This window comes from Actinacidiphila guanduensis, from assembly GCF_900103985.1.
In the GTDB taxonomy this organism is placed as follows: Bacteria; Actinomycetota; Actinomycetes; order Streptomycetales; family Streptomycetaceae; genus Actinacidiphila; species Actinacidiphila guanduensis.
Map to the genome: position 1 here is coordinate 132,205 of NZ_FNIE01000005.1, position 24,941 is coordinate 157,145.

Below are 24,941 nucleotides of genomic sequence, written 5' to 3' on the forward strand. Positions count from 1 at the left end.
CCGCCCGGCGGGCCGGTTGTGCCGCAGTCGGTGGCGGCGCAGCCCCCCGGGGGCGGAAAGGCCCGGCACGCGCGTACCGTGTAGGGCGACGGGCCCGGGGCGAGGGAAGGAGCTCGATGGCAGGCATGAACAAGGTGTCCGGCTGGCTGCGACGCCGTACGGACAGCGCATCAGGTCCTGCCCGCCCCACCCGAGCCGCCCGCGGCCGCCGCGACGCCCTGCCCGACCCGCGCCGCGACGAGCTGACCCGCGCCGCCGCCAAGGCCGGCTTCCCGGTGGCGCCCGCCGCGCACCCCGACGGCTTCGGCTGTTCCTGCGAGCGGATCGGCTGTCCCATCCCGGGCCTGCACCCGATCTCGCTCGCCTGGCAGACCCAGGCCACCACCGACCCGCAGCAGGTGGACCACTGGCTGCGCACCCACCCGCTGGCCAACTTCGTCACCGCCACCGGCCGCGACCACGACGTGCTCGACGTGCCCGCCGAGGCCGGCCACGTCGCGCTCGAACGGCTCGGCGCCGACTCGGCCACCCTCGGCCCGGTCGCCGCCTCCGGCGAGGAGCGGCTGCTGTTCTTCACCGCCACCCGCGGCACCCCCGCCGACGAGGACGAGTGGTGGCCCTGCGAACTCGACTGCCACCCCGAGACGGCCGACGAGCACCCCGGCATCCGCTGGCACTGCCGCGGCAGTTACGTGCTGCTGCCCCCCGCCCGGCTGCCCTCGGGCCACGTCGTGCGGTGGCTGCCCGGACTCGGCCCCGACCTGCCGCTGCCCGACCCGCTGCCGGTGCTGGACATCCTCACCGACGCCTGCGCCCAGTTCGGCTACGAGCCGGAGGCCGAGCCGGTCGCCTGGGGCCGCTGAGCCCCGTACCGCCCGGGCCGCGCGCCCACGGCCCCAAGAACGGCCGCCGGTTCAGGCGCCCGTGGCCGAGACCAGCCCGACCAGCCGGCTGAGGAACTCCACCTGCCCGCCCGCGGACTTCGCCGGCACCCGCACCATGCTCTGCGCCACGTGCGACAGCGTGATCGACGTCTTCGGGGTGCCCGAGGTCAGCGCCTGCGTGTCCTTGTCGAGGTTGAGCCGGTAGCCCGCCCGGAAGGTGGAGCGGGACTGGTGCCGTGAGGCGAAGAAGACCATCGCGCCGCCGTCCTTGGTGCGCAGCGCCACCGGCGCGAAGTCGCCCGCCGTGTCGGCCTGGTCGGCGTACTGCGTCACCGTGTTGGCGCTCTTGGCGTTCTGCTGGTGGTCCGCCCGCACCCCGGTGGTGGCAGGGCCCGGGGCGAACGGTGTGCCGGAGGTGTCGCCGGCGTCCAGGTACCGGGCGTACTGGCTGCTCAACTGCCCCGGCTGCACAAGGAGGTCGGTGCCCGCGAGCGGCACCGCCCGGGCGTAGCCGTCCTTGTCCACCAGGAAGTCCGGCAGCGCGCCGGGCGCGGCGGTGGCGAGGAAGTCCGCCTTCCACGGGTCGGTCGGCGAACTGCGGCGGAAGGCCAGCAGCCAGCGGGCGTCGCCGTTGCGGTTGGTCTTCGTCTCGGCGAGGAAGAACTTCGGCCAGCCGCGCTGCTTCGGTATCACATACGTGGTGTCGGAGAAGACCAGCGGGGTGAAGTCCGGGTTCCCCTGGGGGCTGTTGACGTGCCGCGCGCGCACCCCGGCCTGGTCGATCGCGCCCAGCGGGCCGGCCTCGATGGAGGCGACGGCCTGCTCGTCGTACGCCTTGGTGGCCTTGTTGTTCTGCGCGGCGAAGTGCGCGAGTACTTGGGCGGCCTGGGCGCGCGTCGCGGACGGGATCAGCGCGCGCTCGCCGTGCACGGTCATGCAGCCGGCGAGCGGCACGGTCAGCGCGAGGGCGGCGGCCGCGAGGCCCAACCTGCGGCGGGACATGGCGCGTCGGCTCTCCTTGCCTACCGGCAATCCGATGGGGTCGCGGCAACCCTACCGGGCCCGCGTCAGGGGAGCGTGAGGACCTCGGCACCGTCCGCGGTGACCACCAGGGTGTGCTCGAACTGGGCGGTGCGCCTGCGGTCCTTGGTGACGACCGTCCAGCCGTCGTCCCAGATGTCGTACTCGTAGGTGCCCAGCGTCAGCATCGGCTCGATGGTGAACGTCATCCCCGGCCGCATCACGGTCGTCGCACGCGGGTCGTCGTAGTGCGGGATCACCAGGCCCGAGTGGAAGGAGGTGTTGATGCCGTGGCCGGTGAAATCCCGCACCACGCCGTAGCCGAAGCGCTTGGCGTACGACTCGATGACCCGGCCGATGACGTTGATCTGCCGCCCCGGGCGGACCGCCTTGATGGCGCGGTCCAGCGACTCGCGGGTGCGCTCCACCAGCAGCCGCGACTCCTCGGCGACGTCACCGACGAGGTAGGTGGCGTTGCAGTCGCCGTGCACGCCGTGGATGAAGGCGGTCACGTCGAGGTTCACGATGTCGCCGTCGCGCAGCACCGTGGAGTCCGGGATGCCGTGGCAGATCACCTCGTTGACCGAGGTGCAGATCGACTTGGGGAAGCCGCGGTAGCCGAGGTCGGACGGGTAGGCGCCCTGCTCGACCATGAAGTCGTGGGCGATGCGGTCGAGTTCGTCTGTGGTGACGCCCGGCGCCACGGCCGCGGCCGCGGCCTCCATCGCCTGCGCGGCGATCCGCGAGGCCACCCGCATCCGGTCGATGGTGTCCGCGTCCTGCACCTCGGGCCCGGTGTACTTCGCGGGACCCGGTTTCCCGACGTACTCCGGCCGCGGGATCGAGGCGGGGACGTGCCGGGCAGGAGAGAGGGTGCCGGGGACGAGCAGCGACTGACCAGACATGCCGACGAGTGTATCGGCGCGGCATCGGGCACGATGGAAGTGCGCCTCCGGGCGGACGACGAGGGAGGACGTCATGGGGTTCCATATGGCGAGGCGGCCGGCCGGGAAGCCGGGGGAGTGGTTCTACTGCCTCAAGCACCAGCGGGTCGAGGAAGGCCCCGACTGCCCCGCGAAGGACCGCTTCGGCCCCTACCCGACCAAGGCGGAGGCGGAGCACGCGATGGAGCGGGTGGCCGAGCGCAATGACGAGTGGGACTCGCGCGAGTGACGGCTGCCGCCGTCGGCGTTCCCGTCCCGTCGCCGGACCCAGGCCGGGAAACTGCGCGACAAGTCACCCACCGGCCGGTGCCGCGGGACGAGACGCGGACCCCCGCGGCGGGGAGCCGTACGGCAGGATGGCGGCATGAACGCTGAGGATGGGAAGAAGCCCGCCCGGAAGGACCCCTGGGACCTGCCGGACATCGGTGAGCTGGTGGTCGGGGTGCTCGGGGGGACCGGGGACCAGGGGCGCGGACTGGCGTACCGGCTGGCGCGGGCCGGGCAGAAGGTGGTCATCGGCTCCCGCAGCGCGGAGCGCGCGCAGGCCGCGGCCCAGGAGCTGGGCGCCGGCGTGGAAGGCGCGGAGAACGAGGAGTGCGCCCGCCGCAGCGACGTGGTGATCGTGGCCGTCCCGTGGGAGGGCCACGGCAAGACGCTGGAGGGCCTGCGCGAGGCGCTCGCCGGCAAGCTCGTCGTCGACTGCGTCAACCCGCTCGGTTTCGACAAGCAGGGCGCCTACGCGCTGACCCCCGAGGAGGGCAGCGCCGCCCAGCAGGCCGCCGCGCTGCTCCCCGAGTCCCGGGTCACCGCCGCCTTCCACCACCTGTCGGCCGTGCTGTTGCAGGACCCGGCTGTCGAGGAGATCGACACGGACGTGATGGTGCTCGGCGACTCCCGCGCGGACACCGACGTGGTCCAGGCGCTGGCCGCCCGTATCCCCGGCATGCGCGGGGTCTACGCGGGCCGGCTGCGCAACGCCCACCAGGTGGAGTCGCTGGTGGCGAACCTGATCTCGGTGAACCGCCGCTACAAGGCCCACGCGGGCCTGCGCGTCACCGACGTGTGACCCTGCGTGACGGGCCGCTCCGCCGTGCGCCCGGGCCGCGGGGACGGCGGGCGGCCCATGGGGGAGAATGAGCGGGCCCGCGCGTATCACCGACAGGAAGCCGCCGCCGATGTCCCGCCTGCCCGCCTACTGCCTCGTCCTGTTCGTGCTGGCCGTGGCCGCCGCCGCGGTCTCCTTCGCGAAGGGCAGCCTGCTGGGCATCGTCTGGCTGCTGCTGGCCGGCGTCACGAGCAACATGTGGTGGTACTACCGGCGCAAGGCCAAGGCGGTCAGTTCTTCCAGAACCTGAACAGCTGGTAGCCGAAGTACGCGGCGTTGTCCGGCACGTGGAACCAGCCCATGATCGTGTACATCATCCGGAAGAAGCGGTCGTTGACCGACTGGATGTAGAGGATGCCGAAGACGGCCAGCAGGCCGAAGGGCGCGAAGGGCTCCACCTGCCGCCGGAGGCCGTACGACAGCCAGGGCTCCACCACGCCGTAGCCGTCCAGGCCCGGCACCGGCAGGAAGTTCACGATCGCCGCGGTGACCTGGAGCAGCGCGAGGAACGCGAAGGCGTCGGAGAACTCCACCGGCCAGCTGTCGGCCGCGCCGAGGGTGAAGGGCAGCATCAGCGCGAGGGCGAAGACGACGTTGGTCAGCGGGCCCGCCGCCGAGATCAGGCTGTGCCGGATCCGGCCCCGGATCCGGCCGCGCTCGACGTAGACGGCGCCGCCGGGCAGGCCGATGCCGCCCATGATCACGAAGAGCACGGGGAGCAGGACCGAGAGCACCGCGTTGGTGTACTTCAGCGGGTTGAGCGTGAGGTAGCCCTTGTCCTCGATGCTCAGGTCGCCGCTGTGCAGGGCGGTGCGGGCGTGCGCGTACTCGTGCAGGCAGAGCGAGAACAGCCAGCCGGAGACGACGAACAGGAAGATCGCGAAACCGCTGTCGGAGGCGTACCGGGTCCAGACGGCCCAGCCCGAGACCAGCATCACGGCGACGATGCCGAGGAAGACGGGGCTGATCCGGCGGTTGTGGCTGCGCCGGCTCGCACGCAGCTGGGTCACGCTCATCTACGGGGCTCCTCGCGGTGCGGGGGTCGGGCAACAGCACCCGCCTGAACAGTAACGGGTGCGGTGGCTTTCTCACGGGTGCGGCGGCTTTCTCACGGCTGCAGCCGCGGACCGCGCGGCCCACTGGTGCGGTGCCGGGCTTCGCCAGCGGCCCGGAGGGGGCGCCCGGTCCGCGCCGGACCAGCCGCCGGTCCTGGGCTGCTCGTGCAGTTCCTCCCCCAGAGCTTCGCCTGGAGGTACCCCCAGCGCCCCTTCGAGTCGCCCTTCGCACTCACGGCGGGCGACTCCGACACAATGGGCCCGTGCGGTACGTGATCCTCGGTCCTACGCAGGCGGTACGCGACGACGGTGCGGTCGTCGCGCCCGCCGGCGGGCGGCTGCGCGCGCTGCTGACCGCGCTCGCGCTGCGGCCCGGCCGGGTGGTCGGCTCGGACGCGCTCATCGACGAGGTGTGGGACGGCGACCCGCCGGCCGACGCGAGCGGCGCGCTGCAGGCGCTCGTCGGGCGGCTGCGGCGCACCCTGGGGCACGCGGCCGTCGGCTCGGTGGAGGGCGGCTACCGGCTGGAGGCCGCCCGCGAGGACGTGGACCTCTTCCGGTTCGAGCGGCTCGCCGAGGAGGGCAGCCGGGCGCTGGCCGACGGCGACCCCGTCAAGGCCGCCGGGCTGCTCGGCGACGCCCTCGCGCTGTGGCGCGGCCCCGCCCTGGCCGACCTGCCCGACCGCGACACCGCGGCCGTCCGCGCCGAGGCGCTGCGGCTGGCCGCCCAGCGGCAGTGGCTCACCGCCGAACTGGAACTGGGCCGGGCCGACCGCGTCCTGCCCGAGCTGGCCGCCCTCGCCGCCGCCCACCCACTGGACGAGCCGCTGCGCGCCCTGCACATCCGCGCCCTGCGGGCCGTCGGCCGCACCGCCGACGCGCTGACGGCGTACGAGGCCGTCCGCCGGGTGCTGGCCGAGGAGCTGGGCGCCGACCCGAGCCCCGAACTGCGCGCCCTGCACGCCGAACTGCTCGGCGCCGGCCCGGTGGGCGGCGACCCGGTCCCCGCCCCGGCCGCCGCGGCGGCGCCCGGGCCGGCCCCGTCCCGCCCGCAGCGCCGCGCGCCCGGCAACGCCCGCGCCCGGCTGACCAGCTTCGTCGGCCGCGAGGCGGACCTCGCCGCCGTACGCGCCGACCTGGAGCGGGCCCGGCTGGTGACGATCACCGGCCCCGGCGGCACCGGCAAGACCCGGCTGTCGCAGGAGGCCGGCGACCTGGCCGCGGCCAAGTGGGCGGACGGCGTCTGGTACGTCGAACTCGCCCCCGTCAGCGACCCGGCGACCGTCCCCGAGGCGGTGATCAGCTCGCTCGGCCTGCGCGAGACCCTGCTCCACTCCGGCAGCGCCGCCGAAGCCGCGCTCGCCGCCGAGACCAAGCCGAAGGACGCCACCCGGCAGCTGGCCGCCTACTGCGCGAGCCGCAGCCTGCTGCTCGTCCTGGACAACTGCGAGCACGTCATCGACGCCGCCGCGGACCTGGCCGGCGAACTGCTCGCCGAGTGCCCGGACCTGGCCGTGCTCGCCACCAGCCGCGAACCGCTCGGCGTACCGGGGGAGTTGGTGCGGCCGCTGGACCCGCTGCCGCAGTCGCCCGCGCTGCGGCTGCTCGCCGACCGCGGGGCCGCCGCCCGCCCGGACTTCTCGGTCGAGGAGGACCCGGCGGCCTGCGCCGAGCTGTGCCGGCGGCTGGACGGCCTGCCGCTGGCGATCGAACTGGCCGCGGCCCGGCTGCGCAGCCTGTCCCCGCGCCAGCTCGCCGACCGGCTGGACGACCGGTTCCGGCTGCTCACCGGCGGCAGCCGCACCCTGCTGCCGCGCCAGCAGACGCTGCGCGCGGTCGTCGACTGGTCCTGGGACCTGCTCGAACCCGCCGAGCGGGTGCTGCTGCGCCGGCTCGCCGTCTTCCGCGGCGGCTGGACCCTCGAAGCGGTCGAGGCTGTCTGCGCCGACCCCGACCCGGCGGCCGGCGGCGAGGACCTGATAGACGCCCCCGACGCGGCCGCGCTGCTCGCCTCCCTCGTCGACAAGTCGCTCGTCCTGGCCGACGTCGGCCCCGACGGCGTGCGGCACCGCATGCTGGAGACGATCGCCGAGTACGCCGGCGAGCGGCTGTCGCAGTCCGGGGAGCGTGCGGCGGTCGAGGCGCGGCACATGGACTACTTCCGGGAGTTCGCCCGCACCACCGACCCGAAGCTGCGCGGCTCCGGCCAACTCCACTGGTTCGAGCGGCTGGAGCGCGAGCACGAGAACCTGCGGGCGGCGCTGCGCCGGGCGGTGGCCGCGGGCGACGAGCAGCAGGCGCTCCAACTGGTGCTGGGCTGCGCCTGGTTCTGGGAGGTGCGCAACTACGTCTCGGAGCGCCGCAACTGGCCGGCCGCCGTGGCGGCGATGGGCCCGGACCCCTTCGCGGACACCGAGGACGCACTGGAGCCCCTGGAGCGCGGCCCGTTGGAGGACCCGCCGCCGCTGACGCCCCTCCAACTGCGCGAGGCCCGCCGCTGGGTGCGGATGATCGAGGTCACCGCCCGGGAGGGCGAGGAGCAGTGGTTCGGCGACCCGTCGCTGCGCCGGCTGGGCGCGGCCGTCATCGACGCCTACCCGCCCCATCTCCCGCAGTCCGCCCGCCCGCCGGGCATCCTGCGCCCCTACGGGGCCTTCTTCACCGGCGACTTCGAGCAGCTGCGCCGCCTGGTGAACGAGACCGTGGAGGCGTGCCGCATCCACAACCGCCCCTGGGAGCTGGCCTTCTCGCTCCAGCTGCGGGCCAAGGTGAACAACGACCTGACCGAGTTCATCGGCGACTCGCTGCGCGACATCGGCGAGAGCCGCCGCCTGTTCCAGCAACTCGGCGACGAGTGGGGCACGGCCGAGACGCTCTCCGCCGAGGCCGAGGCGTCGATCAACAGCGGCCAGTGGGAGCACGCGGTGGACTGCTGCCGCCAGGGCATCGCCATGGCCCGCAAGATCGGCTCCCACCAGTACGTGCCCGTCCTCACCGTCCGGATGGGCGACGCGATGATAAACTCCGGCCGTGTCGAGGAGGGCGAGCGGCTGCTGCGCGAGGGGATCGAGGCGGCCGCCGGGATCGGCGCGGCCGCCGACGGGGCCGCGTTCTTCGGCCGGGTACTCCTCGCGGTGAACCTCGGCCGGCGCGACCGGCTGCCGGAGGCGCTCGCCCTGGTCGAGAAGGCGATGGCGGACGCCGCGTCGGTGGCGGGTGCCGCGGAGGGCGTGCCCGGCTTCGTCACCGGCATACTCAAGGGGCTCAAGGGCCACCTGGTCGGCAAGGCCGGCGAGCCCGAGCGCGGCCTGGCGATGCTCAGCGAGGGCGTGGACGAGCTGCTGTCCCACCCGCTGGCCCATGTCATCACCCCGCGGCTGCCGATCGTGATCTCGCCGGGCGCGGTGGAGCTGCTGACGCTGCTCGCCGAGACCGGGCTGAAGGAGGCGCCGGACGCGGGCGCCGTCGCGGAGGGCCCGGGCACCCTGCCCCCGGGCGACGGCATCGCCCGCCGGCGGGCCCGCCGGGCGGCCGCGCTGGCCGGGGCGCACGACCGGCTGCGCCCCGTGGCGGTGCCGCCCGCCGAGGCCGCGCAGATGGCCGACTACGCCCTGCGTCTGAAGGCGATGCTGGGCGAGGCGCAGTACGCGGCCGCGCGCGCCGAGGGCGACGGCCTCTCCGTGGAGGAGACCGTCGCCCTGATGCGCGACGTGGCCTGACCCGCTCGCCGTCAGGTCTTCTTGCGGAACCGCGCCACCGCCAGCGGCGCCGTCACCACGGTGATGCCGACCGCCCAGGCCAGCGTCATCCACACCGAGTGCGCCACCGGGCCGCCGTTGATCAGCGCGCGGGAGGCGTCGGCGAGGTTGGAGAGCGGGTTGACCTTGGTGAAGCCCTCCAGCCAGCCCGGCATCGTGGTCGGCTTGGCGAAGATCGAGCTGCCGAACTGCAGCGGCATCAGCACGAGCATGGCCACTCCCTGCACCGCCTGGGCCGTCTTCATCGTCAGGCCCAGCAGAATGAAGATCCACATCAGTGAGGCACCGAAGACGGAGGAGAGCGCGATCGCGGCGAGCAGGTGCAACGCGTCCGTCTCGATGGTCAGGCCGAGCGCGAAGCCCATGCCCAGCAGGATCGCCGTGGCGATCAGCATCCGGCCGACCTCGACCACGATCTTCGCGATGAGGACCGAGGACCGGGCGATCGGCATCGTGCGGAACCGGTCCATGACCCCCTTCTGGAAGTCGTCGTTGATGCCGGTCCCCACGGCCATGGCGATGTTCATGCCCATCATCGCCATCAGGCCGGGGATCACGTAGTTCACGTACTCGTGCTGGTGCCCCTTGCCGGAGACCGCCCCGCCGAAGACGTAGACGAAGAGCAGGGTGAAGATCACCGGCATCAGCAGGGCGTCGAACATCGACTCCGGGTCCTGCTTGATCTGCAGCACGTTGCGCCGGGCGAGGGCGCCGATGTGCCGCAGGTTGGCCCGCAGGCCGATCCGGCCCTCGCCCGCCGCGGCCGCGCCGGCCGGCAGGGCGGTGGTCGCCGTGGCCGCGCTCATACCGCCACCTCCACGTTCTTCTCGTTGTTCGGCTCGGCCCGGTCGGGTCCGGCGGGCTGCCCGCCCCGCGACGGCCGGGCCGCTTCGTCGGTGGGCTCCTCCGGCGCCGGCTGGCGGCCGGTGAGCGCCAGGAACACCTCGTCCAGGCTGGGCAGATGGGTGTCGATGTGGGCGATGCCGAAGCCGCGGCCGCCGAGCAGGCCGACCACCGCGGTCAGCTGCTCGTCGCTGAGGATCGGCACGCTGACCAGGCCCTCGGCGCTGTCCACGTGCGCACCGGCCACCCCGTCGAGCCCGGCCTGCCCGATCGCCTCGGCCATCGCGGCCGCCTCGCCGGGGTCGGCCGGCCTGATCCGCAGGGTGCGGCCGCCGACCTTCGCCTTCAGCTCGGCCACCTTGCCCTCGGCGATCACCCGGCCGCGGTCCACCACCGTCAGCTCGTGGGCGAGCTGCTCGGCCTCCTCCATGTACTGGGTGGTGAGCAGCACCGTGGCGCCCTCGGCGACCATCCGCTGGACCTCCTCCCACACCTCGTTGCGGGTGCGCGGGTCCAGGCCGGTGGTCGGCTCGTCCAGGTAGAGCACCGCCGGCCGGCCGATCATGCTCGCGGCCAGGTCGAGCCGCCGCCGCATGCCGCCGGAATACTGCATCGCGGGCCGCCGGGCGGCCTCGGTGAGCGAGAACCGCTCCAGCAGCTCGTCGGCCCGGGCGCGGGCGTCCTTGCGGGGCAGGTCGAGCAGCCGCCCGATCATGTAGAGGTTCTCCCGGCCGGAGAGCTTCTCGTCCACCGAGGCGTACTGGCCGGTCAGGCCGATCACCCGGCGCAGCTGCCGGGGTTGCTGGAGTACGTCGTAGCCGGCCACCCGGGCGGTGCCCGCGTCGGGCCGGATCAGGGTGGAGAGCACCCGCACCAGCGTGGTCTTGCCGGCGCCGTTGGGCCCCAGCACGCCGAGCACCGTGCCCTGGCGCACCTCCAGATCCACCCCGTCGAGCGCCTTGGTCGAGCCGTAGTGCTTCACCAGCCCGCGCACCTCGACGGCGGCGGTCCCACCGTTGTCTGTCAGTCGCGTCGTCATGCCCACCACGATGCACGGGCCTTCCGACACGGCGCCGACATCGCACCGACATGTGCGTACGGCGGCCAGGACGCCGGTGTCGGCGGCCCGTCGGCGCGCTCTCGCTTCCGGCCGGCGGCCGGCGGGCCCTGGTCGGGGGCCCGCGGCTTCTCATGCGGCGCGAACCGCCTCCGACCGGGGGCGCCGCGGGGCCTGCGCGGGCTCTAGCCGGGAGTGGACGTGCGCGGCCGGTCAGAGGGCACCGTGGTCGGGGAGGGCACGCTCACCAGCAGCGTGCCGTCCTGCGCGCGCACCTCGAAGCGCTTGATCGCGTCGTCGTGCATCCCCGTGCCCCCCGTCACCGTCAGCGGCCTGCTGCCCGGCACCAGCCCGTAGCCGGCCGCCGGGACCGACCAGCTGGCCACCGTCTGCCGGCGGCCATCGTTCCCCACCGCGTCCAGGTGGCAGTCGAGCGGGCCCCGCACCCCCGAGAGCCGCAGCTGGACCTCGCTGCCCCAGCCCTTGTCGGCGACCCCCACGACCGCCGACACGCCTGTTGCGGTGTTCGTCGCCGAGGCGCGCGCGTCGAACTGCGCGGCCGTCGTCCGGCCCGAGCTCCCGCCGCCGTCGGAGGCCACCACCGCGATCGCCGGACCGCCGATCACCAGCACCGCCGCTGCCGCCACCGCCACCAGCCGCCTGCGCCGCCGCGCGCGCCGCTCGGCGGCCACCCGCGCCAGCAGCCGGGCCAGCAGGGCGTCGCCCGGCGGCTCGACGTAGCCGACACCGTCGTCGCGCAGCTCGGCGAGCACCGGCACCACGCCGCTCAGCTCGTCCAGCTGCTGCCCGCACTCGTCGCAGTCGGCGAGGTGCTCCTCGAAGCGGGACATCTCCTCGTCGTCCAGCGCGCCGAGCAGATAGGCGCCCACGTCCACATGGGGTGTCATGAAGTGGTCACCCCCCTCTCCTCCAGTGCGTTCCGCAGGGCGCGCAGCGCGTAGAAAACCCGGGACCGGACGGTGCCGGGCGGCAGCCCCAGCTCCTCGGCGGCCTCGCTGACCGTCCGGCCGCGGAAGTAGGTCTCCACCAGCGCCTCGCGGTGCGCCGCCGAGAGGTCCTGCAGGGCGTCGGAGATGGTCATCAGCCGCAGCGAGCGCTCCAGCTCGTCGCCCGCGGGTAGCTGCTCCAGACCGGCCGGCGACGTCTCGGGCGGGCGGGCCTGGCGGCTGCGGTGGCCGTCGATCACGATCCGGCGCGCGACCGTGACCAGCCAGGGCCGCAGCGATCTGGCCTGCGGGTCCAGCTTGGCCGCGCTCTTCCAGGCCCGCAGCAGCGTCTCCTGGACGATGTCCTCGGCGAGGAAGCGGTCCCCGGCCACGAGCCGCAGCACGTAGGCGAACAGGGCACTCGCGTGCTCGCGGTACAGCGCCCGCATGAGCTCTTCCTCCGGCACCGGCTCGGCCGGCTCCGGGGGTTCCAGTGGTGGTCCGTCCACGGCGGCATACTGCCGTACCCGCCGCTCCCGGTCGAGTTCGCGGGTCGCAGACCGGGACATCAGCGGCCGTACCCCACGCCGGCGGGCGGCGTCTGCCGCGTGGGGCGGGAGGTGCGGGTGGTGACCATGGTGGGCTCCCCTGGGTACGGCGGGTCGCGCCGCTGGGGGCGCTCACCGCTGTATACGGACGGCGGGCCCGGTCGTCTCAGCCGTGTGGCGACCATCTCAGACGTCCGGCGGGAAAGGGAGCGTTCCGTGCCAAAAGGTGCCGGCGGGGGCAAGCGGCGGGACCCGGTGCGAACCGGGCCCCGCCGCGGGGCACTTCTCAGCGGGGCCCGCGGCGGGGGGCACGGGCCTCGCCCTCGGCGGACCTTCGGCAGCCGTCGCCCGCTGACCTCCGGGCAGACCTTCGGCGGGCCCCCGCCTGCCGGGCCCTCCGCGGCACCCTCAGTGGAAGGTGTGCTCCTCGGCCGGGAAGGCGCCGCCCACCACGTCCTCGGCGTACGCCTTCGCCGCGTCGCCCAGGGTGCGGCGCAGGTCCGCGTACTGCTTGGTGAAGCGCGGCACCTTGCCCTGCGTCATGCCGGCCATGTCGGTCCACACCAGCACCTGGGCGTCGCAGTCGGGTCCCGCGCCGATGCCGATGGTGGGGATGTGGAGCGAGCGGGTGATCTCGGCGGCCACCTCGGCCGGCACCAGCTCCAGTACCAGCGCGAAGGCGCCCGCGTCCTGGGCCGCCTTGGCGTCCCGGATCAGCCGGGCGGCCGCCTCCTCGCCGCGGCCCTGCACCCGGTAGCCCAGGGTGTGCACCGACTGCGGGGTCAGCCCCATGTGCGCCATCACCGGAATGCCGGCCTCGACCAGCGTCTCGGTCTGGGCCAGCGAGCGTTCCCCGCCCTCCAGCTTCACCGCGCCGACCCCGGCCTCCTTCACCAGCCGCGTCGCGTTGCGCAGGGCCTGGGCGGGCCCCTCCTGGTAGGAGCCGAAGACCAGGTCGGCCACGACCAGCGCCCGGCTGGTGCCGCGCACCACGGCCGCCGACAGCATGGCCATGTGGTCCATGGTGACCGGCACGGTGGAGTCGTACCCCAGGTGACAGTTGCCCATCGAGTCGCCGACCAGTAGCACGGGGATGCCGGCCTCGTCGAAGACCGAGGCGGTCATCGCGTCGTAGGCGGTGAGCATGGGCCACTTCTCGCCGCGCTCCTTGGCGGCGGCGATGTCCCGGACGGTGACCCGGCGCGTGCCGGTCCCGCCGTAGAGCGCCTTCGGGTTGTCCGCCCCCTTGGGGGCAGCCGGAAGCTGCGTCATGACGACGCCTCCTTCATGTCATCTCGAGGCGCCCTCACGGCGTCCCCGGACCACTTCCATGCTGGCACGCCGGCCCGGGACCGGAAACCCCGGCGACCGCGGTGGCCACGTGACACGGGCGACAGCCGCCGGCACGCGACATCGCGTCGAATTGACGATTATGATGGCCGCGTGGCCCAACTACGCATCGCTCTGAATCAGATCGACTCCTGTGTCGGCGACATCGAGGGGAACCGCGCCGCCGTGCTGCGGCAGGTGCGGCACGCCGCGGCGGCCGGGGCGCACCTGGTGGCCTTCCCCGAGATGATGCTCACCGGCTACCCGGTGGAGGACCTGGCGCTGCGGGCCTCCTTCGTGGCCGCGAGCCGCACCGCGCTGGCGGAGCTGGCCCGCGAGCTGGCCGACGAGGGCTTCGGCGAGCTGCCCGTCGTCGTCGGCTATCTGGGCCGCAGCGAGGACGCCCAGCCGAAGTACGGCCAGCCGGCAGGCGCCCCGCAGAACTGCGCGGCCGTGCTGTACGGCGGCAAGGTCGCGCTGCGCTTCGCCAAGCACCACCTGCCGAACTACGGCGTCTTCGACGAGTTCCGCTACTTCGTGCCCGGCGACACCATGCCGGTGGTCCGGGTGCGCGGGGTGGATGTCGCGCTGGCCATCTGCGAGGACCTCTGGCAGGACGGCGGCCGGGTGCCCGGCGCCCGCGAGGCCGGCGCCGGGCTGCTGCTGGCGATCAACGCCTCGCCGTACGAGCGGGACAAGGACGACACCCGCCTGGAGCTGGTCCGCAAGCGCGCCCAGGAGGCCGGCTGCGCGCTCGCCTACGTCGCCATGGTCGGCGGGCAGGACGAGCTGGTCTTCGACGGCGACACCATCGTCGTCGACGCGAGCGGCGAGGTGCTCTCCCGCGCCGGGCAGTTCACCGAGGAGTGCGTGCTGCTCGACCTGGAGCTGCCCGCCGCCACCGGGGTGCCCGCGGCCGGGCTCGTCGCCGACGGACTGGAAATGCGGCACGTGATCCTCTCCGAGACGCCCGTCGAGCCGTACGAGCCGGTGCACACCGGCGGGCAGGGCGAACCGCTGGGCTCCGAGGCCGAGATCTACGGCGCCCTGGTCACGGGCCTGCGCGCCTACGTGCGCAAGAACGGCTTCCGCTCGGTGCTCATCGGCCTGTCCGGCGGCATCGACTCCGCGCTGGTGGCCGCCATCGCCTGCGACGCGATCGGCGCCGAGCACGTCCACGGCGTCTCGATGCCCTCGGCGTACTCCTCGGACCACTCCAAGGACGACGCCGCCGAACTCGCCCGCCGCACCGGCCTGCACTTCCGCACCGTCCCCATCGCGCCGATGTTCGACGCGTACATGTCCTCGCTGGAGCTCACCGGCCTCGCCGAGGAGAACCTGCAGTCGCGCCTTCGCGGGGTGACCCTGATGGGCATCTCCAACCAGGAGGGCCACATCGTCCTCGCCCCCGGCAACAAGAGCGAGCTGGCAGTGGGCTACTCCACCCTCTACGGCGACTCCGTCGGCGCCTACGGGCCGATCAAGGACGTCTACAAGACGACCGTCTTCCGCCTCGCCCGCTGGCGCAACGCCGAGGCCGCGGCCCGCGGCGAGGTCCCGCCCATCCCGGAGAACTCCATCGCCAAGCCGCCCAGCGCCGAGCTGCGCCCCGGCCAGGTCGACACCGACTCGCTGCCCGACTACGACGTGCTCGATCGGGTGCTGGAGCTGTACGTCGACCAGGACCGCGGCTTCCAGGAGATCGTCGCGGCGGGCTTCGACCCGGAGCTGGTCACGCGAGTGCTCAAGCTGACCGACACCGCGGAGTACAAGCGGCGGCAGTACCCGCCGGGCACGAAGATCTCGCCGAAGGGCTTCGGCAAGGACCGGCGGCTGCCGATCACCGACCGGTGGCGCGAAGGGGCGTAAGGGCGTCGAGGAGGCGTACGGGGGCCACCGGGTGCGGCCGGGTGGCCGGTTGCCGGGTAGCCGGGTGGCCGGTTGCTGGGTGGCCGGGTGGGAGAGACGGCCGGGCCGGGCTGCCGGGTGGTGGGCGGTCGGTCGGTGAACGGGTGCCGGGTGGCCGGGGTAATGGGCGATCCGTCGGTGAACGGGTGCCGGGTGGCCGGTCGGTGGGCGGTCGGTCGGTGAACGGGTGCCGCGCGGCCGGGCCTTGGGCAGTCCTCCGGCCGACGGACCCCGTCGTTACGGCACTTGGAGGCGGGCGGCCACCGGCAGGTGGTCGCTGCCGGTGCGCGGCAGCGTCCATGACGACTTCGGCTCGATGCCCTTGACCATGATCTGGTCGATCCGGGCCATCGGGAAGCTCGCCGGCCAGCTGAAGCCCATGCCGTTGCCGGCCGCGCCCTGCGTGGAGCGCATCTGCGAGGTCACCGAGGCCAACGCCCGGTCGTTCATGGTGCCGTTGAGGTCGCCGAGCAGCACCACGTCGTGCAGCGGCTCGGCGGCGATCGCCTCGCCGAGCGCGTCGGCGGCGCTGTCGCGCTGCCCGGCGGTGAAGCCGGCGTCGAACTTCACCCGTACCGAGGGCAGATGGGCCACGTACACGGCGACCTCGCCGTGCGGGGTGCGCACCGAGGCGCGCATCGCCCGGGTCCAGCCCATCTTGATGTCCACCGGCCGCACGTCCGTCATCGGGTAGCGGCTCCACAGCCCGACCGTGCCCTGCACCGAGTGGTAGGGGTAGGCGGCCGCCAGGTCGCCGGAGTAGCGGGACACCTCGCCGGCGGCCAGCTCCTCCAGGGCGACGATGTCGGCGCCGGCCTTCACCACGTCGCGGGCGGTGCCGTCGGGGTCGGGGTTCTCGGCGTTGACGTTGTGGGTGAGGACCGTCAGGTCGCCGCCCGGCGAGGACTTCTCGGTGACCAGGCCACCGAAGAGGTTGAGCCAGACCGTGGCGGGGAGCACGAGGGCGATCAGCGCGGTGACCGAGCGCCGCAGCAGCGCGACGGCGAGCAGCACGGGGATCGCGAGGCCCAGCCAGGGCAGGAAGGTCTCCAGCAGGCTGCCGAGGTTGCCGACCCGGTTGGGCAGGTCGGCGTGGAAGACGAACAGGCCGGTGAGCACCAGGGCGGCCACCGCGGTGACGATGCCGCGCCGCCACATCCCCCGCGGGCGCCACCAGCGCAGGAACCGCGCGGTCAGGCGGGCGCGGGTGCCGCCTGCCTGCCGCGGCCCCCCGCCGTCCGTGCTCGCGTCGGTGCCGCTGTGCGCCTGCGTCATGGAAGAACCTCGCCTGCCGCTTTCGCCGCCGCCCGCCGGTGCGGCGGGGGCCTGCCGGTGCTCCGACCATAGGGGATCGTCATGTGAACCGACGGCCGACGACCCGCCCCGGGTTCCGTCCGCAGCCCTGCGACAACCCCCTTGTGACGAAACCATCACATTCCGCCCGCCCGTGCGGGACGACGTCAGGCGCGCCCGGGTAGCCTCAAGGGCGCCCCTCTTGCGCAAGAAGGGCGCCCTTGTCGCATTCGCGGACGTGCGCACTCGACTCGGCCTCGCCGCCTGCTCAAGGGAGCCGTTGTTCCGGGCAGTTGGCTCGGCTATTCGCGGGGGCGGAGGCCGTTGAGGAGGATGTCGACCATGCGGGGGGCCAGGTCCTCGGGGAGGGGGGCGTCCGGCCGCATCGTGGCGCGGGACAGGACCGGGCCCGCCACCATGTCCGCCAGCAGATCGAGATCCGTGCCGAGTTCGGGCCGGATGTCGCCCGCCGCGATGGCCTTCTCGAGCAGGTCCGTGAGCATCCGGCGGCGGGTCGCCACCACCGTGTCGTGGTAGCGCTTCCACAGCTCGGGGTTGCTCTGCACCTCCAGCAGCACCCCCCGCATCATGGCCGACTCGCGCTTGGCGAGGCTGCGCCGCCGGATGTACTCCACCGCCGTGATCAGGTCCGTCCGCAGGTCCCCGGTGTGCTCCGGCGTCGGCGGGGGCTCGATCGCGGCCAGGACGTCGAGCATCAGGGCGTCCTTGCCGGGCCAGCGGCGGTAGACCGTGGCCTTGCCGACACCCGCCTCCCGCGCGATGCCCTCCATCGTCAACTCGCCGATCGAGGCGCCGTCGCCGAGCAGCCGCAGCACCGCGTCGACCACCGCGCTGTCGACGGCCGCGTTGCGCGGCCGCCCGCGCCGCGCGGCCGCTGCCGGAACCGGGGTACCGGTCACTTTTGCGCACCCACCATCTCCCGCTCCTCGCTGCCGCCGGGGGCGGCCTCGGGGCGGGGCTTCGCCGGCAGGAAGACCAGGGCGATCACGGCGCCGATCAGTGCCACGGCGGCCGAGGCGGCGGCGGTGACGTGCATGGCGTGGATGAACGCGTTGTTGGCCGGGTCGACCAGCGCCTGGCCGCGCGGGCCGAGTCGGCTCGCGACGCCGAGCGTGGCCTCGATGGACTCGGCCGCCGAGTGCCGCGCGGGCGCGGGCAGCACCGTGAGGTGGCTCTGGACGTTGTCGCGGTAGACGGTGGACATCAGCGAGCCGAGCACGGCGACCCCGAGCGCACCGCCGACCTGCCGGAAGGTGTTGTTGACCGCCGAGCCCGAGCCGGCCTTCTCCCGCGGCAGCGAGGACATGATCATCACGGTGGCCGGCGGCATCACGTGTGCCATCGCCGTGCCCATGAGGAAGAACAGCACCTCCAGGACCCAGATCGGGGTGGTGCGGCCGAGCAGCAGGAAGCCGAGGAAGGCGATACCGGTCAGCGCCATGCCGCCGGTGCACACCGCCCGCGCGCCGAACCGGTCGACCAGCAGCCGCGCCCGCGGGGCGAAGACCATCTGGGCGGCGGCCAGCGGCAGCAGCAGCAGGCCGGACTGCAGGGCGCTGTAGCCGCGCACGGACTGGGTGTAGAAGACGACGAAGAAGGTCACGCCCATCAGCGCGAAGAAGACCAGGCCGATCGCGGTGACCGAGGCGGAGAACTGCCGCTTCTTGAAGTAGGAGACGTCGAGCGCCGGGTGGTCGCTGCGCGCCTCGAACCACACGAAGCCGATCAGGATGACGAGGCCGCCCAGCGCGGTGGCCCACACCTCGGGGCGGGTGAAGTCGCCGTACTGGCCGCCCTTGATGATGCCGTAGATCAGCAGCACCAGGCCGGCGATGGACAGCAGCACGCCGATCGGGTCGAGCCGGCCGGGCCTGGGGTCCTTGGAGTCGGGGACGATGACGAACATCGCGATCAGGCCGAGCACCACGATCGGCACGTTGACCAGGAAGACCGAGCCCCACCAGAAGTGCTGGAGCAGCAGGCCGCCGGTGATCGGGCCGATCGCGATGGCCAGGCCGACCACGCCGGCCCAGATGCCGATCGCGCGCGGCTGCTCCTCGCGTTCGAAGACGTTCATGATGATGGCGAGGGTGGCGGGCATGATCAGCGCGCCGCCCAGGCCCATCACCCCGCGCCAGGCGATGAGTTCGCCCGCCGAGCCGGCGAACGCCGACAGTGCCGAGCCGCCGCCGAAGATGAACATGCCCAGCAGCAGCACCTTCTTGCGGCCGAGCCGGTCGCCGAGCAGGCCCGCGGTGAAGAGCAGGCCGGCGAAGACGAGGGTGTAGGAGTTGATCGCCCACTCCAACTGGCTCTGGCTGGCGCCGAGTCCGGTGGGGGACGGCTGGGCGATGGTCTTCATCGCCACGTTGAGGATGGAGTTGTCCAGCACCACCACCAGCAAGCTGAACAGCAGCACGGTGAGGATCGCCCAGCGCCGGCGGTGGATCGCCTCGGGCACCTTGTGGGTCGGCAGGGCGGTCGACGCCTGCCCGCTTATCGCATCTTCGGCCATACCGCCAAGCGTACCTGATTTACGATACGGCCCTGTCTCGTATCGCAAAGGGCGGGTAAAGCCTTTCGGAACGGCAGGGACCGGAACGACAGCGACCGCCGGAGAGTGCTCTCCGGCGGTCGCCGTGTGCGGGTCGTACGTGGGGTGCCGTACGGTCAGACGTGCAGCCAGACCGCCGTGTCCTGCGGCAGCCGGCCGTCCTCGGCGAGCGGGCCCGAGGTCAGCAGGATCTCGGTGTGCGGCGGCAGTTCGGCCGGCTCGGCGCCGAGGTTCACCACGCAGGCGAAGTGCCCGCCGCGGCGGAAGGCCAGCACCTCGGGGGCGCTGCCCAGCCACTCCAGCCGCCCGTCGGAAAGCGCGCCGTGCAAGCCGTCGGCCGGTTCGCCGTCGAGCCCGCCGCCTGCCCCGTCGGAGGGCCCGCCGCCGAGTTCCGCCCCGCCGGCCGGGCTCCGCTGCAACTCCCTGCGCAGCCGCACCGCCGCCCGGTACAGCGACAGCATCGACGCCGGGTCCGCCGCCTGGAGTTCGGCGGTGCGGGCGGCCCAGTCCGCGGGCTGCGGCAGCCAGGGCTCGGCGGCGCCCGCCGGGCTGAAGCCGAAGGGCGGCACGTCGCCGGACCACGGCAGCGGCACCCGGCAGCCGTCGCGGCCGGGGTTGGTGCCGAGCGAGCGCAGGTACATCGGGTCCTGCAGCTTGTCCGTGGGGATGTCCTCCACCTCGGGCAGCCCCAGCTCCTCGCCCTGGTAGAGGTAGACCGTGCCGGGCAGCGCCAGCGTGAGCAGCGCGGCCGCCCGCGCCCTGCGGGTGCCCAGCTCCAGGTCGGTGGGCACCCCGAACGCCTTGGTGGCGAAGTCGAAGCCGGTGTCGGCGCGCCCGTATCGGGTCACCGTCCGCGTCACGTCGTGGTTGCACAGCACCCAGGTGGCCGGCGCGCTCACCGGCGCGTGCGCGGCCAGCGTGGTGTCGATCGAGGTGCGCAGCCGGGCCGGCTCCCACGGGCAGGCCAGGAAGTCGAAGTTGAAGGCGGTGTGCATCTCGTCGGGCCGCAGGTAGCGGGCGAACCGCTCGGCGTCGGGCAGCCACACCTCGCCGACGAGGATGCGCGCGCCCGGGTAGGAGTCGGCGATCCGCCGCCAGCCGCGGTAGATGTCGTGCAGCTCGTCCCGGTCGATGTACGGGTGGGGCGCGGCCGGGTCGTCGGTGAGGTCGGGCAGCAGCGGGTCCTTCCAGACCATCGCCGCCGAGTCGATCCGCACCCCGCCGGCGCCGCGGTCGAACCAGAACCGCAGGATGTCCTCGTGCTCGGCGCGGACCTCCGGGTGGTTCCAGTTCAGGTCCGGCTGCTCGGAGTCGAAGAGGTTGAGGAACCAGTCGCCGGGCGTGCCGTCCGGGTCGGTGGTGCGGGTCCAGGCCGGGCCGCCGAACTGCGAGGGCCAGTTGTTCGGCGGCAGTTCGCCGTGCTCGCCGCGGCCGGGCCGGAACCAGAACCGCTCGCGGGCCGGCGAGCCGGGGCCGGCCGCCAGCGCCTCGCGGAACCACGGGTGGGCGGCCGAGATGTGGTTCGGCACGATGTCGATGATCGTCCTGATGCCGAGCGCCAGGGCCTCGGAGATCAACTTCTCGGCCTCGGCGAGGGTGCCGAAGACCGGCTCCACGTCGCGGTAGTCGGCCACGTCGTAGCCGCCGTCGGCCATCGGCGAGGGGTACCAGGGGTTGAACCACAGGGCGTTGACGCCGAGTTCGGCGAGGTACGGCAGGCGGGCCCGCACTCCGGCGAGATCACCGGTGCCGTCGCCGTTGCTGTCGGCGAAGCTACGCGGATAGACCTGGTAGATGACCGCGCCGCGCCACCAGTTCTCGTCGGCCTCGGGCTGAGGGGTGTCTGCCACGTCAACGTCCTTTCGGGCAGGTGGGACCCCGCCGCCGGCCCCGCGTGCGGGGATGTCGGGTGTGCGGGGGCCGGCGGCGGAGTGCTGATGGGTGGTGCGTTTCGGGTCGTGCGGCTTTTTGGGGGGCTGTGCCGGGGGGCGCGGCAGGCGTCAGCCCTTGAGGCTGCCCGCGGTCAGACCGGACATGATGTTGCGCTGGAAGAGCAGGAAGATCAGCAGGGTGGGTACCGCCGAGATCGCCAGCGCGGCGATCAGCACGTTCTCCGGCACGCCCTGCGAGAGCGACTGGATGCCGATGTTGATCGGCTGCTTCTTCGGGTCGGGCTCCACCAGCATCGGCCAGAGGAAGTCCTTCCAGACGTTCACCACGGCGAAGATCGACACCACGCCGAGGATCGGCCGCGACATCGGCAGCACGACGGAGACCAGGGTGCGGATCGGCCCGGCGCCGTCGATGGCGGCGGCCGCCATCAGGTCCTGCGGGATGGAGTCGAAGAACCGCTTGAGCAGGAAGATGTTGAAGCCGTTGGCCACCGTCGGCAGCCAGATCGCCCACGGATGGTTGATCAGGTTCAGGTGCAGGATCGGCAGGTCGAGCACGGTCATGTACTGCGGGACGACCAGCACGGTGGCCGGGATCATCAGCGTGGCCAGCATCGCGCCGAGCACCACGTTGCCCAGCACCGGGCGCAGCTTGGACAGCGCGTAGGCGGCGGCCACGTCGAGGACCAGCTGGAAGAACAGCGCGCCGAAGGCGTAGTAGACGGTGTTCCACAGCAGCCGGGCCAGCTGCAACTGGGTCCAGGCCGTCTTGTAGTTGGACGCCTGCGGATGGTGCGGGTAGAGCGTGGGCGGGTTGTGCAGCACCTCGTGGACGTTCTTGAAGCCGCTGGTCGCCATCCAGTACAGCGGGCCGATGAAGACCAGCGTGAAGACCACCAGCACCACCGACAGGACCGTCCAGTAGACGACCTTGCCGCGGGGGCGGGAGAGGGCCGCGGACGAGATCAGCGTCCGGGTCTGGGGGGTGAACTCTGCCATGGTGGGGTCCCGTCCCTAGTCGCTGTTCCGGCTCAGCCGGGTGTAGAGGCCGGAGAAGCAGATCAGCACCAGCATCAGGAAGAGGCCGAGGACTGCGGCGCCGTTGAAGTTGTCGTAGTGGTAGCCGTACTGGTAGATCATGTAGACCACGGTCATGGTGGAGTTCTCCGGGCCGTTGCCGCCGGCCATCAGGAACACGTTGGTGAACTCCTGCATGGTGGCCACGATCTGCAGCAGCAGCATCAGCGAGAGCACCAGCCGGGTCTGCGGGATGGTGACGTGCCAGATCTTGCTCAGCAGGCCCGCCCCGTCCAGGTCGGCCGCCTCGTACAACTCGCCGGGGATGTTCTGCAGGGCCGCCAGGTAGATCAGGGTGGCGCTGCCCATGCTCATCCAGGTGGCCGCGATCACCACCGAGATCAGCGCGGTGTGCGAGGAGTCCAGCCACTGCGAGGTCGGCAGGTGCAGCTTTCTGAGCACCGTGTTGAACAGCCCGTACTCGGGGTTGTAGAAGTACTTGAAGAGCAGCGCCCCGGCCACCGGCGGCAGCATCACCGGCAGGTAGACCAGGATGCGCAGGTAGGCGCGCGCGTGCCGCAGCTCGTTGAGCAGGATCGCCACCAGGAAGGGCACCGCGAAGCCGATCACCAGCGCATAGAGGGTGAACAGCGCGGTGTTGCGCCAGGCGGTCCAGAAGTACGGGTCGTGGTAGACGACCTTGATGTTGTGGAAGCCGACCCAGCGGGTCACCCCGCGCCGGGTCGACTGGAAGCTCATGATGAACTCGCGCACCATCGGGTACCAGGAGAAGAACCCGAAGCACAGGAGCGCGCCGACCAGGAAGCCGTACGCCTGGACGTTCTCCCTTGCCTTGCGGCGCAGGCCCGGCCCGCCGCTCCTGGTCCGCACGCCGGACGGCGGGTCCGCGCGCTTGGTGGTGTTCTCGGGGACGGTCGTGGCCGCCATGGGTGCTCCTCGACTGGAAAGGTGCGAAGGTCCGTGCCGCGGAGCGGGGCCGGCCGAGGACCGGGCCCCGCTCCGCCGGGCGGCTACTGGCCGGCGGCCAGCAGCTGGTTGGCCTGGCCCTCGGCGGTCGAGAGCAGCTTGCCGATGTTGGCGTTCTTGTTCGACAGGACGCCGGACATCACCGTGTCGAGCACCGTGTAGAGCTTCTGCGCGTTCGGCGGCTCGGCCTTCACCGGCACCTGGGCGTCGACGTAGGACTTGAAGTTCGCCACCGGCATGGTCGCGTTCGCGGTCTTGTCCGCGGTGTCGGTGGCCTTGGCCTGGCCGGTGAAGAAGAACGGCTCGGGCAGGCCGACCGGCAGGCCGTCCGCCTTCTTGCGGGCGTAGTCGAACTGGCCCTTGCCGTTGGTGAGGAACTCGAAGTTGATCCAGGCGATGCCGGCCTTGATCTGGTCCGGGCTGTCGGAGGACTTGAAGAAGTAGTCGTTGCCGCCCATCAGCGAGGTCTTGCCGCCGGGGATCGGGGCCATGCCGAGGTCGGCGTACTTCGCGCCGTACTGCTGCACCATCAGCGTGATGTCGTCCGGGGCGGCCAGGTACATGCCGATCTGCCCGGCGCCCATGGCCTTCTGGCTCTCGCCCCACGCCTTGCCGGCGCTCTCCGGCATGCTGTGGTCCACCCAGCGCATGTCGTGGATGGTCTGCAGGATCTGCTTGGCCTCGGGGCCGTTGAAGGTGGCCTTGGTGCCGCCGGCGTCCACCACGTCGTTGCCCGCGCCGTACAGCGCCGAGGTCAGGTGCCAGCCGCCCTGGTTGCCGGCGCCGTACTCGAAGAAGCCGTGCACGCCCTTGCTGCCGAGCTTGTCCTGGATGGTCTTGGCGTCCTGGCGGATCTCGTCCCAGGTGGTCGGCGGCTGGTCGGGGTCGAGGCCCGCCTCCTGGAAGATCTTGCGGTTGTAGATCAGGCCCATCGAGTAGTTCGTGGTGGGCAGGCCGTAGAGCTTCCCGCCGTCCTTGAGGATGGCCAGGACGTTGGGGTCGATGTCCTTGAGGTTCGGCACCGACTTGTCGTTGACGTAGTCGGTGATGTCGGCGGCCTGGCCCGCGTCGAGGACCTGGTTGAGGTCGGTGACGTAGCTGTAGAAGACGTTCGCCTCGGTCTTGCCCTGCAGTTGCGCGGTGAACTTGTCGGTGTCCTCGCAGGGGAAGGTGTCGATGCTCTTGATCGTCACGTTGGGGTAGATCTTGTTGAAGGCCGCGACGTCCTTCAGCCACTCGGAGCGCTCGGCCTTCTTGGTGGTCGGCGGCTCGCAGTCGACGCTGATGGTGACCTTGGTCTTGGGGTCCAAGGGGGTGGCGGCACTCGCTTTGTCGGCCTTGCTGCTCGAGCTGTCGTTCTTGTCGTTGGAGCACGCGGCACCGGTCAACCCGATGCCTGCGACCAGCGCGACCGCAACCAGTCTGCGGTAGCCGATTCTGCTCATTGTCAACCCTTCCCCTGAACCACTGCGCGTCGTCGGACTGCGATCTGGGACCCCGCGGCACGTGGACGCAACTGCCGTCCAGCGCAGGTGCGCGCCGCCTTCCGGGTTGGCTCAACGTACTGAACGTGATAGATGTCCGCAAGATGTCGCGCGAATTTCGCAAAGACACGACTTGGTCACGACGCGAAGAAGCACCCCGCTGGTGCGAGGTGCTTCACCGGTGGCCGGACGGCGTGCCGGACCGGCTGCCGAATCGGGCGCCGGCCCGGGGTCTCTGTCCAAGTGTCGGCCCGGGGTCTCTGCCCGAGTGCCGGCCCGGGCGGCGGCCCGGGTG

Annotated in this window: 21 protein-coding genes; 6 read left to right on the forward strand and 15 right to left on the reverse strand. The window is 72.5% G+C overall.

Going from position 1 to position 24,941, the window contains the following annotated elements; translation table 11 throughout:
• The first annotated feature begins 116 nt into the window (after positions 1-116).
• Entirely contained in the window at positions 117-863 is a 747-nt protein-coding gene (locus BLR33_RS12265) for a bifunctional DNA primase/polymerase (protein WP_093784424.1), read from the forward strand.
• A 51-nt stretch (positions 864-914) separates the two neighbouring features.
• Here the strand turns inward: BLR33_RS12265 and BLR33_RS12270 are convergent, their stop codons facing one another.
• Together BLR33_RS12270 and map are read right to left on the reverse strand one after the other, a co-directional pair.
• Positions 915-1,886: a hypothetical protein gene (locus BLR33_RS12270; RefSeq protein WP_093784425.1), complete on the reverse strand. Its 972-nt coding sequence runs from the start codon at positions 1,884-1,886 to the stop codon at positions 915-917.
• A gap of 65 nt (positions 1,887-1,951) precedes the next feature.
• Positions 1,952-2,809, reverse strand: a complete 858-nt coding sequence (map, locus tag BLR33_RS12275; protein WP_093784773.1) for a type I methionyl aminopeptidase — start codon at positions 2,807-2,809, stop codon at positions 1,952-1,954.
• Between the two features lie 85 nt (positions 2,810-2,894).
• Between map and BLR33_RS12280 the strand changes: the two genes are divergently transcribed.
• The 3 genes from BLR33_RS12280 (at position 2,895) to BLR33_RS12290 (ending at position 4,203) form a co-directional block, all read left to right on the forward strand.
• Entirely contained in the window at positions 2,895-3,077 is a 183-nt protein-coding gene (locus tag BLR33_RS12280; RefSeq protein WP_093784774.1) for a hypothetical protein, read from the forward strand.
• Positions 3,078-3,212: 135 nt separating this feature from the next.
• Positions 3,213-3,914, forward strand: a complete 702-nt coding sequence (gene npdG, locus BLR33_RS12285) for an NADPH-dependent F420 reductase (protein WP_093784426.1) — start codon at positions 3,213-3,215, stop codon at positions 3,912-3,914.
• A 109-nt stretch (positions 3,915-4,023) separates the two neighbouring features.
• Positions 4,024-4,203: a hypothetical protein gene (locus tag BLR33_RS12290; protein ID WP_093784427.1), complete on the forward strand. Its 180-nt coding sequence runs from the start codon at positions 4,024-4,026 to the stop codon at positions 4,201-4,203.
• On the opposite strand, the gene BLR33_RS12295 is transcribed toward BLR33_RS12290, so the two are convergent.
• A complete protein-coding gene (locus BLR33_RS12295; protein ID WP_093784428.1) occupies positions 4,184-4,969 on the reverse strand; it encodes a site-2 protease family protein in 786 nt (261 codons plus the stop codon). The two genes, BLR33_RS12290 and BLR33_RS12295, sit on opposite strands and share 20 nt — an antisense overlap.
• 302 nt (positions 4,970-5,271) lie before the next feature.
• Here BLR33_RS12295 and BLR33_RS12300 point away from each other — a divergent pair, with 302 nt between their 5' ends.
• Complete coding sequence (locus BLR33_RS12300; protein WP_093784429.1) at positions 5,272-8,727, forward strand: AfsR/SARP family transcriptional regulator; 3,456 nt, start codon at positions 5,272-5,274, stop codon at positions 8,725-8,727.
• Positions 8,728-8,738: 11 nt separating this feature from the next.
• Here the strand turns inward: BLR33_RS12300 and BLR33_RS12305 are convergent, their stop codons facing one another.
• From BLR33_RS12305 to panB, 5 genes are all read right to left on the reverse strand, one after another.
• Positions 8,739-9,572 (reverse strand): ABC transporter permease, encoded by an 834-nt coding sequence (locus BLR33_RS12305; protein ID WP_093784430.1) that lies wholly within the window; start codon positions 9,570-9,572, stop codon positions 8,739-8,741.
• Positions 9,569-10,648 carry an ATP-binding cassette domain-containing protein gene (locus BLR33_RS12310; protein WP_093784775.1) on the reverse strand — a complete coding sequence of 360 codons (1,080 nt, stop codon included), beginning with the start codon at positions 10,646-10,648 and terminating at the stop codon, positions 9,569-9,571. The genes BLR33_RS12305 and BLR33_RS12310 overlap by 4 nt, the downstream gene beginning before the upstream one ends.
• Positions 10,649-10,851: 203 nt before the next feature.
• A complete protein-coding gene (locus BLR33_RS12315) occupies positions 10,852-11,574 on the reverse strand; it encodes an anti-sigma factor family protein (RefSeq protein ID WP_093784431.1) in 723 nt (240 codons plus the stop codon).
• Positions 11,571-12,062 (reverse strand): sigma-70 family RNA polymerase sigma factor, encoded by a 492-nt coding sequence (locus BLR33_RS12320; RefSeq protein ID WP_245771395.1) that lies wholly within the window; start codon positions 12,060-12,062, stop codon positions 11,571-11,573. Before BLR33_RS12320 ends, BLR33_RS12315 begins: the two co-directional genes overlap by 4 nt.
• 507 nt (positions 12,063-12,569) lie before the next feature.
• Positions 12,570-13,433: a 3-methyl-2-oxobutanoate hydroxymethyltransferase gene (gene panB, locus BLR33_RS12325; RefSeq protein ID WP_093784433.1), complete on the reverse strand. Its 864-nt coding sequence runs from the start codon at positions 13,431-13,433 to the stop codon at positions 12,570-12,572.
• 171 nt (positions 13,434-13,604) lie between these two features.
• Here panB and BLR33_RS12330 point away from each other — a divergent pair, with 171 nt between their 5' ends.
• The gene (locus BLR33_RS12330; RefSeq protein ID WP_176930243.1) at positions 13,605-15,359 is read left to right on the forward strand and encodes an NAD+ synthase; all 1,755 of its coding nucleotides are present in this window, start codon (positions 13,605-13,607) and stop codon (positions 15,357-15,359) included.
• Between the two features lie 276 nt (positions 15,360-15,635).
• On the opposite strand, the gene BLR33_RS12335 is transcribed toward BLR33_RS12330, so the two are convergent.
• The 7 genes from BLR33_RS12335 to BLR33_RS12365 all read right to left on the reverse strand — a co-directional run bounded on the left by BLR33_RS12335 (position 15,636) and on the right by BLR33_RS12365 (position 24,607).
• On the reverse strand, positions 15,636-16,556 hold the full coding sequence (locus BLR33_RS12335) for an endonuclease/exonuclease/phosphatase family protein (protein WP_407639673.1): 921 nt from the start codon (positions 16,554-16,556) through the stop codon (positions 15,636-15,638).
• A 437-nt stretch (positions 16,557-16,993) separates the two neighbouring features.
• Positions 16,994-17,611, reverse strand: a complete 618-nt coding sequence (locus BLR33_RS12340; protein ID WP_093784436.1) for a TetR/AcrR family transcriptional regulator — start codon at positions 17,609-17,611, stop codon at positions 16,994-16,996.
• A complete protein-coding gene (locus tag BLR33_RS12345; protein WP_093784437.1) occupies positions 17,608-19,227 on the reverse strand; it encodes an MFS transporter in 1,620 nt (539 codons plus the stop codon). Before BLR33_RS12345 ends, BLR33_RS12340 begins: the two co-directional genes overlap by 4 nt.
• A gap of 155 nt (positions 19,228-19,382) precedes the next feature.
• Positions 19,383-21,116, reverse strand: coding sequence for a glycoside hydrolase family 13 protein (locus tag BLR33_RS12350; protein WP_093784438.1), 1,734 nt, complete (start codon positions 21,114-21,116; stop codon positions 19,383-19,385).
• A gap of 150 nt (positions 21,117-21,266) precedes the next feature.
• Entirely contained in the window at positions 21,267-22,157 is an 891-nt protein-coding gene (locus tag BLR33_RS12355) for a carbohydrate ABC transporter permease (protein ID WP_093784439.1), read from the reverse strand.
• Positions 22,158-22,172: 15 nt separating this feature from the next.
• Positions 22,173-23,123: a carbohydrate ABC transporter permease gene (locus BLR33_RS12360; RefSeq protein ID WP_093784440.1), complete on the reverse strand. Its 951-nt coding sequence runs from the start codon at positions 23,121-23,123 to the stop codon at positions 22,173-22,175.
• An 83-nt stretch (positions 23,124-23,206) separates the two neighbouring features.
• On the reverse strand, positions 23,207-24,607 hold the full coding sequence (locus BLR33_RS12365; RefSeq protein ID WP_093784441.1) for an ABC transporter substrate-binding protein: 1,401 nt from the start codon (positions 24,605-24,607) through the stop codon (positions 23,207-23,209).
• Positions 24,608-24,941: the final 334 nt, after the last annotated feature.

Bases quoted from the DNA above. Each gene is read 5' to 3' on its own strand.
- BLR33_RS12265 (WP_093784424.1), top strand. From the start codon at position 117: ATGGCAGGCATGAACAAGGTGTCCGGCTGGCTGCGACGCCGTACGGAC.
- BLR33_RS12270 (WP_093784425.1), bottom strand. From the start codon at position 1,886: ATGTCCCGCCGCAGGTTGGGCCTCGCGGCCGCCGCCCTCGCGCTGACC.
- map (WP_093784773.1), bottom strand. From the start codon at position 2,809: ATGTCTGGTCAGTCGCTGCTCGTCCCCGGCACCCTCTCTCCTGCCCGG.
- BLR33_RS12280 (WP_093784774.1), top strand. From the start codon at position 2,895: ATGGCGAGGCGGCCGGCCGGGAAGCCGGGGGAGTGGTTCTACTGCCTC.
- npdG (WP_093784426.1), top strand. From the start codon at position 3,213: ATGAACGCTGAGGATGGGAAGAAGCCCGCCCGGAAGGACCCCTGGGAC.
- BLR33_RS12290 (WP_093784427.1), top strand. From the start codon at position 4,024: ATGTCCCGCCTGCCCGCCTACTGCCTCGTCCTGTTCGTGCTGGCCGTG.
- BLR33_RS12295 (WP_093784428.1), bottom strand. From the start codon at position 4,969: ATGAGCGTGACCCAGCTGCGTGCGAGCCGGCGCAGCCACAACCGCCGG.
- BLR33_RS12305 (WP_093784430.1), bottom strand. From the start codon at position 9,572: ATGAGCGCGGCCACGGCGACCACCGCCCTGCCGGCCGGCGCGGCCGCG.
- BLR33_RS12310 (WP_093784775.1), bottom strand. From the start codon at position 10,648: ATGACGACGCGACTGACAGACAACGGTGGGACCGCCGCCGTCGAGGTG.
- BLR33_RS12315 (WP_093784431.1), bottom strand. From the start codon at position 11,574: ATGACACCCCATGTGGACGTGGGCGCCTATCTGCTCGGCGCGCTGGAC.
- BLR33_RS12320 (WP_245771395.1), bottom strand. From the start codon at position 12,062: ATGCGGGCGCTGTACCGCGAGCACGCGAGTGCCCTGTTCGCCTACGTG.
- panB (WP_093784433.1), bottom strand. From the start codon at position 13,433: ATGACGCAGCTTCCGGCTGCCCCCAAGGGGGCGGACAACCCGAAGGCG.
- BLR33_RS12335 (WP_407639673.1), bottom strand. From the start codon at position 16,556: ATGTGGCGGCGCGGCATCGTCACCGCGGTGGCCGCCCTGGTGCTCACC.
- BLR33_RS12345 (WP_093784437.1), bottom strand. From the start codon at position 19,227: ATGGCCGAAGATGCGATAAGCGGGCAGGCGTCGACCGCCCTGCCGACC.
- BLR33_RS12355 (WP_093784439.1), bottom strand. From the start codon at position 22,157: ATGGCAGAGTTCACCCCCCAGACCCGGACGCTGATCTCGTCCGCGGCC.
- BLR33_RS12360 (WP_093784440.1), bottom strand. From the start codon at position 23,123: ATGGCGGCCACGACCGTCCCCGAGAACACCACCAAGCGCGCGGACCCG.
- BLR33_RS12365 (WP_093784441.1), bottom strand. From the start codon at position 24,607: ATGAGCAGAATCGGCTACCGCAGACTGGTTGCGGTCGCGCTGGTCGCA.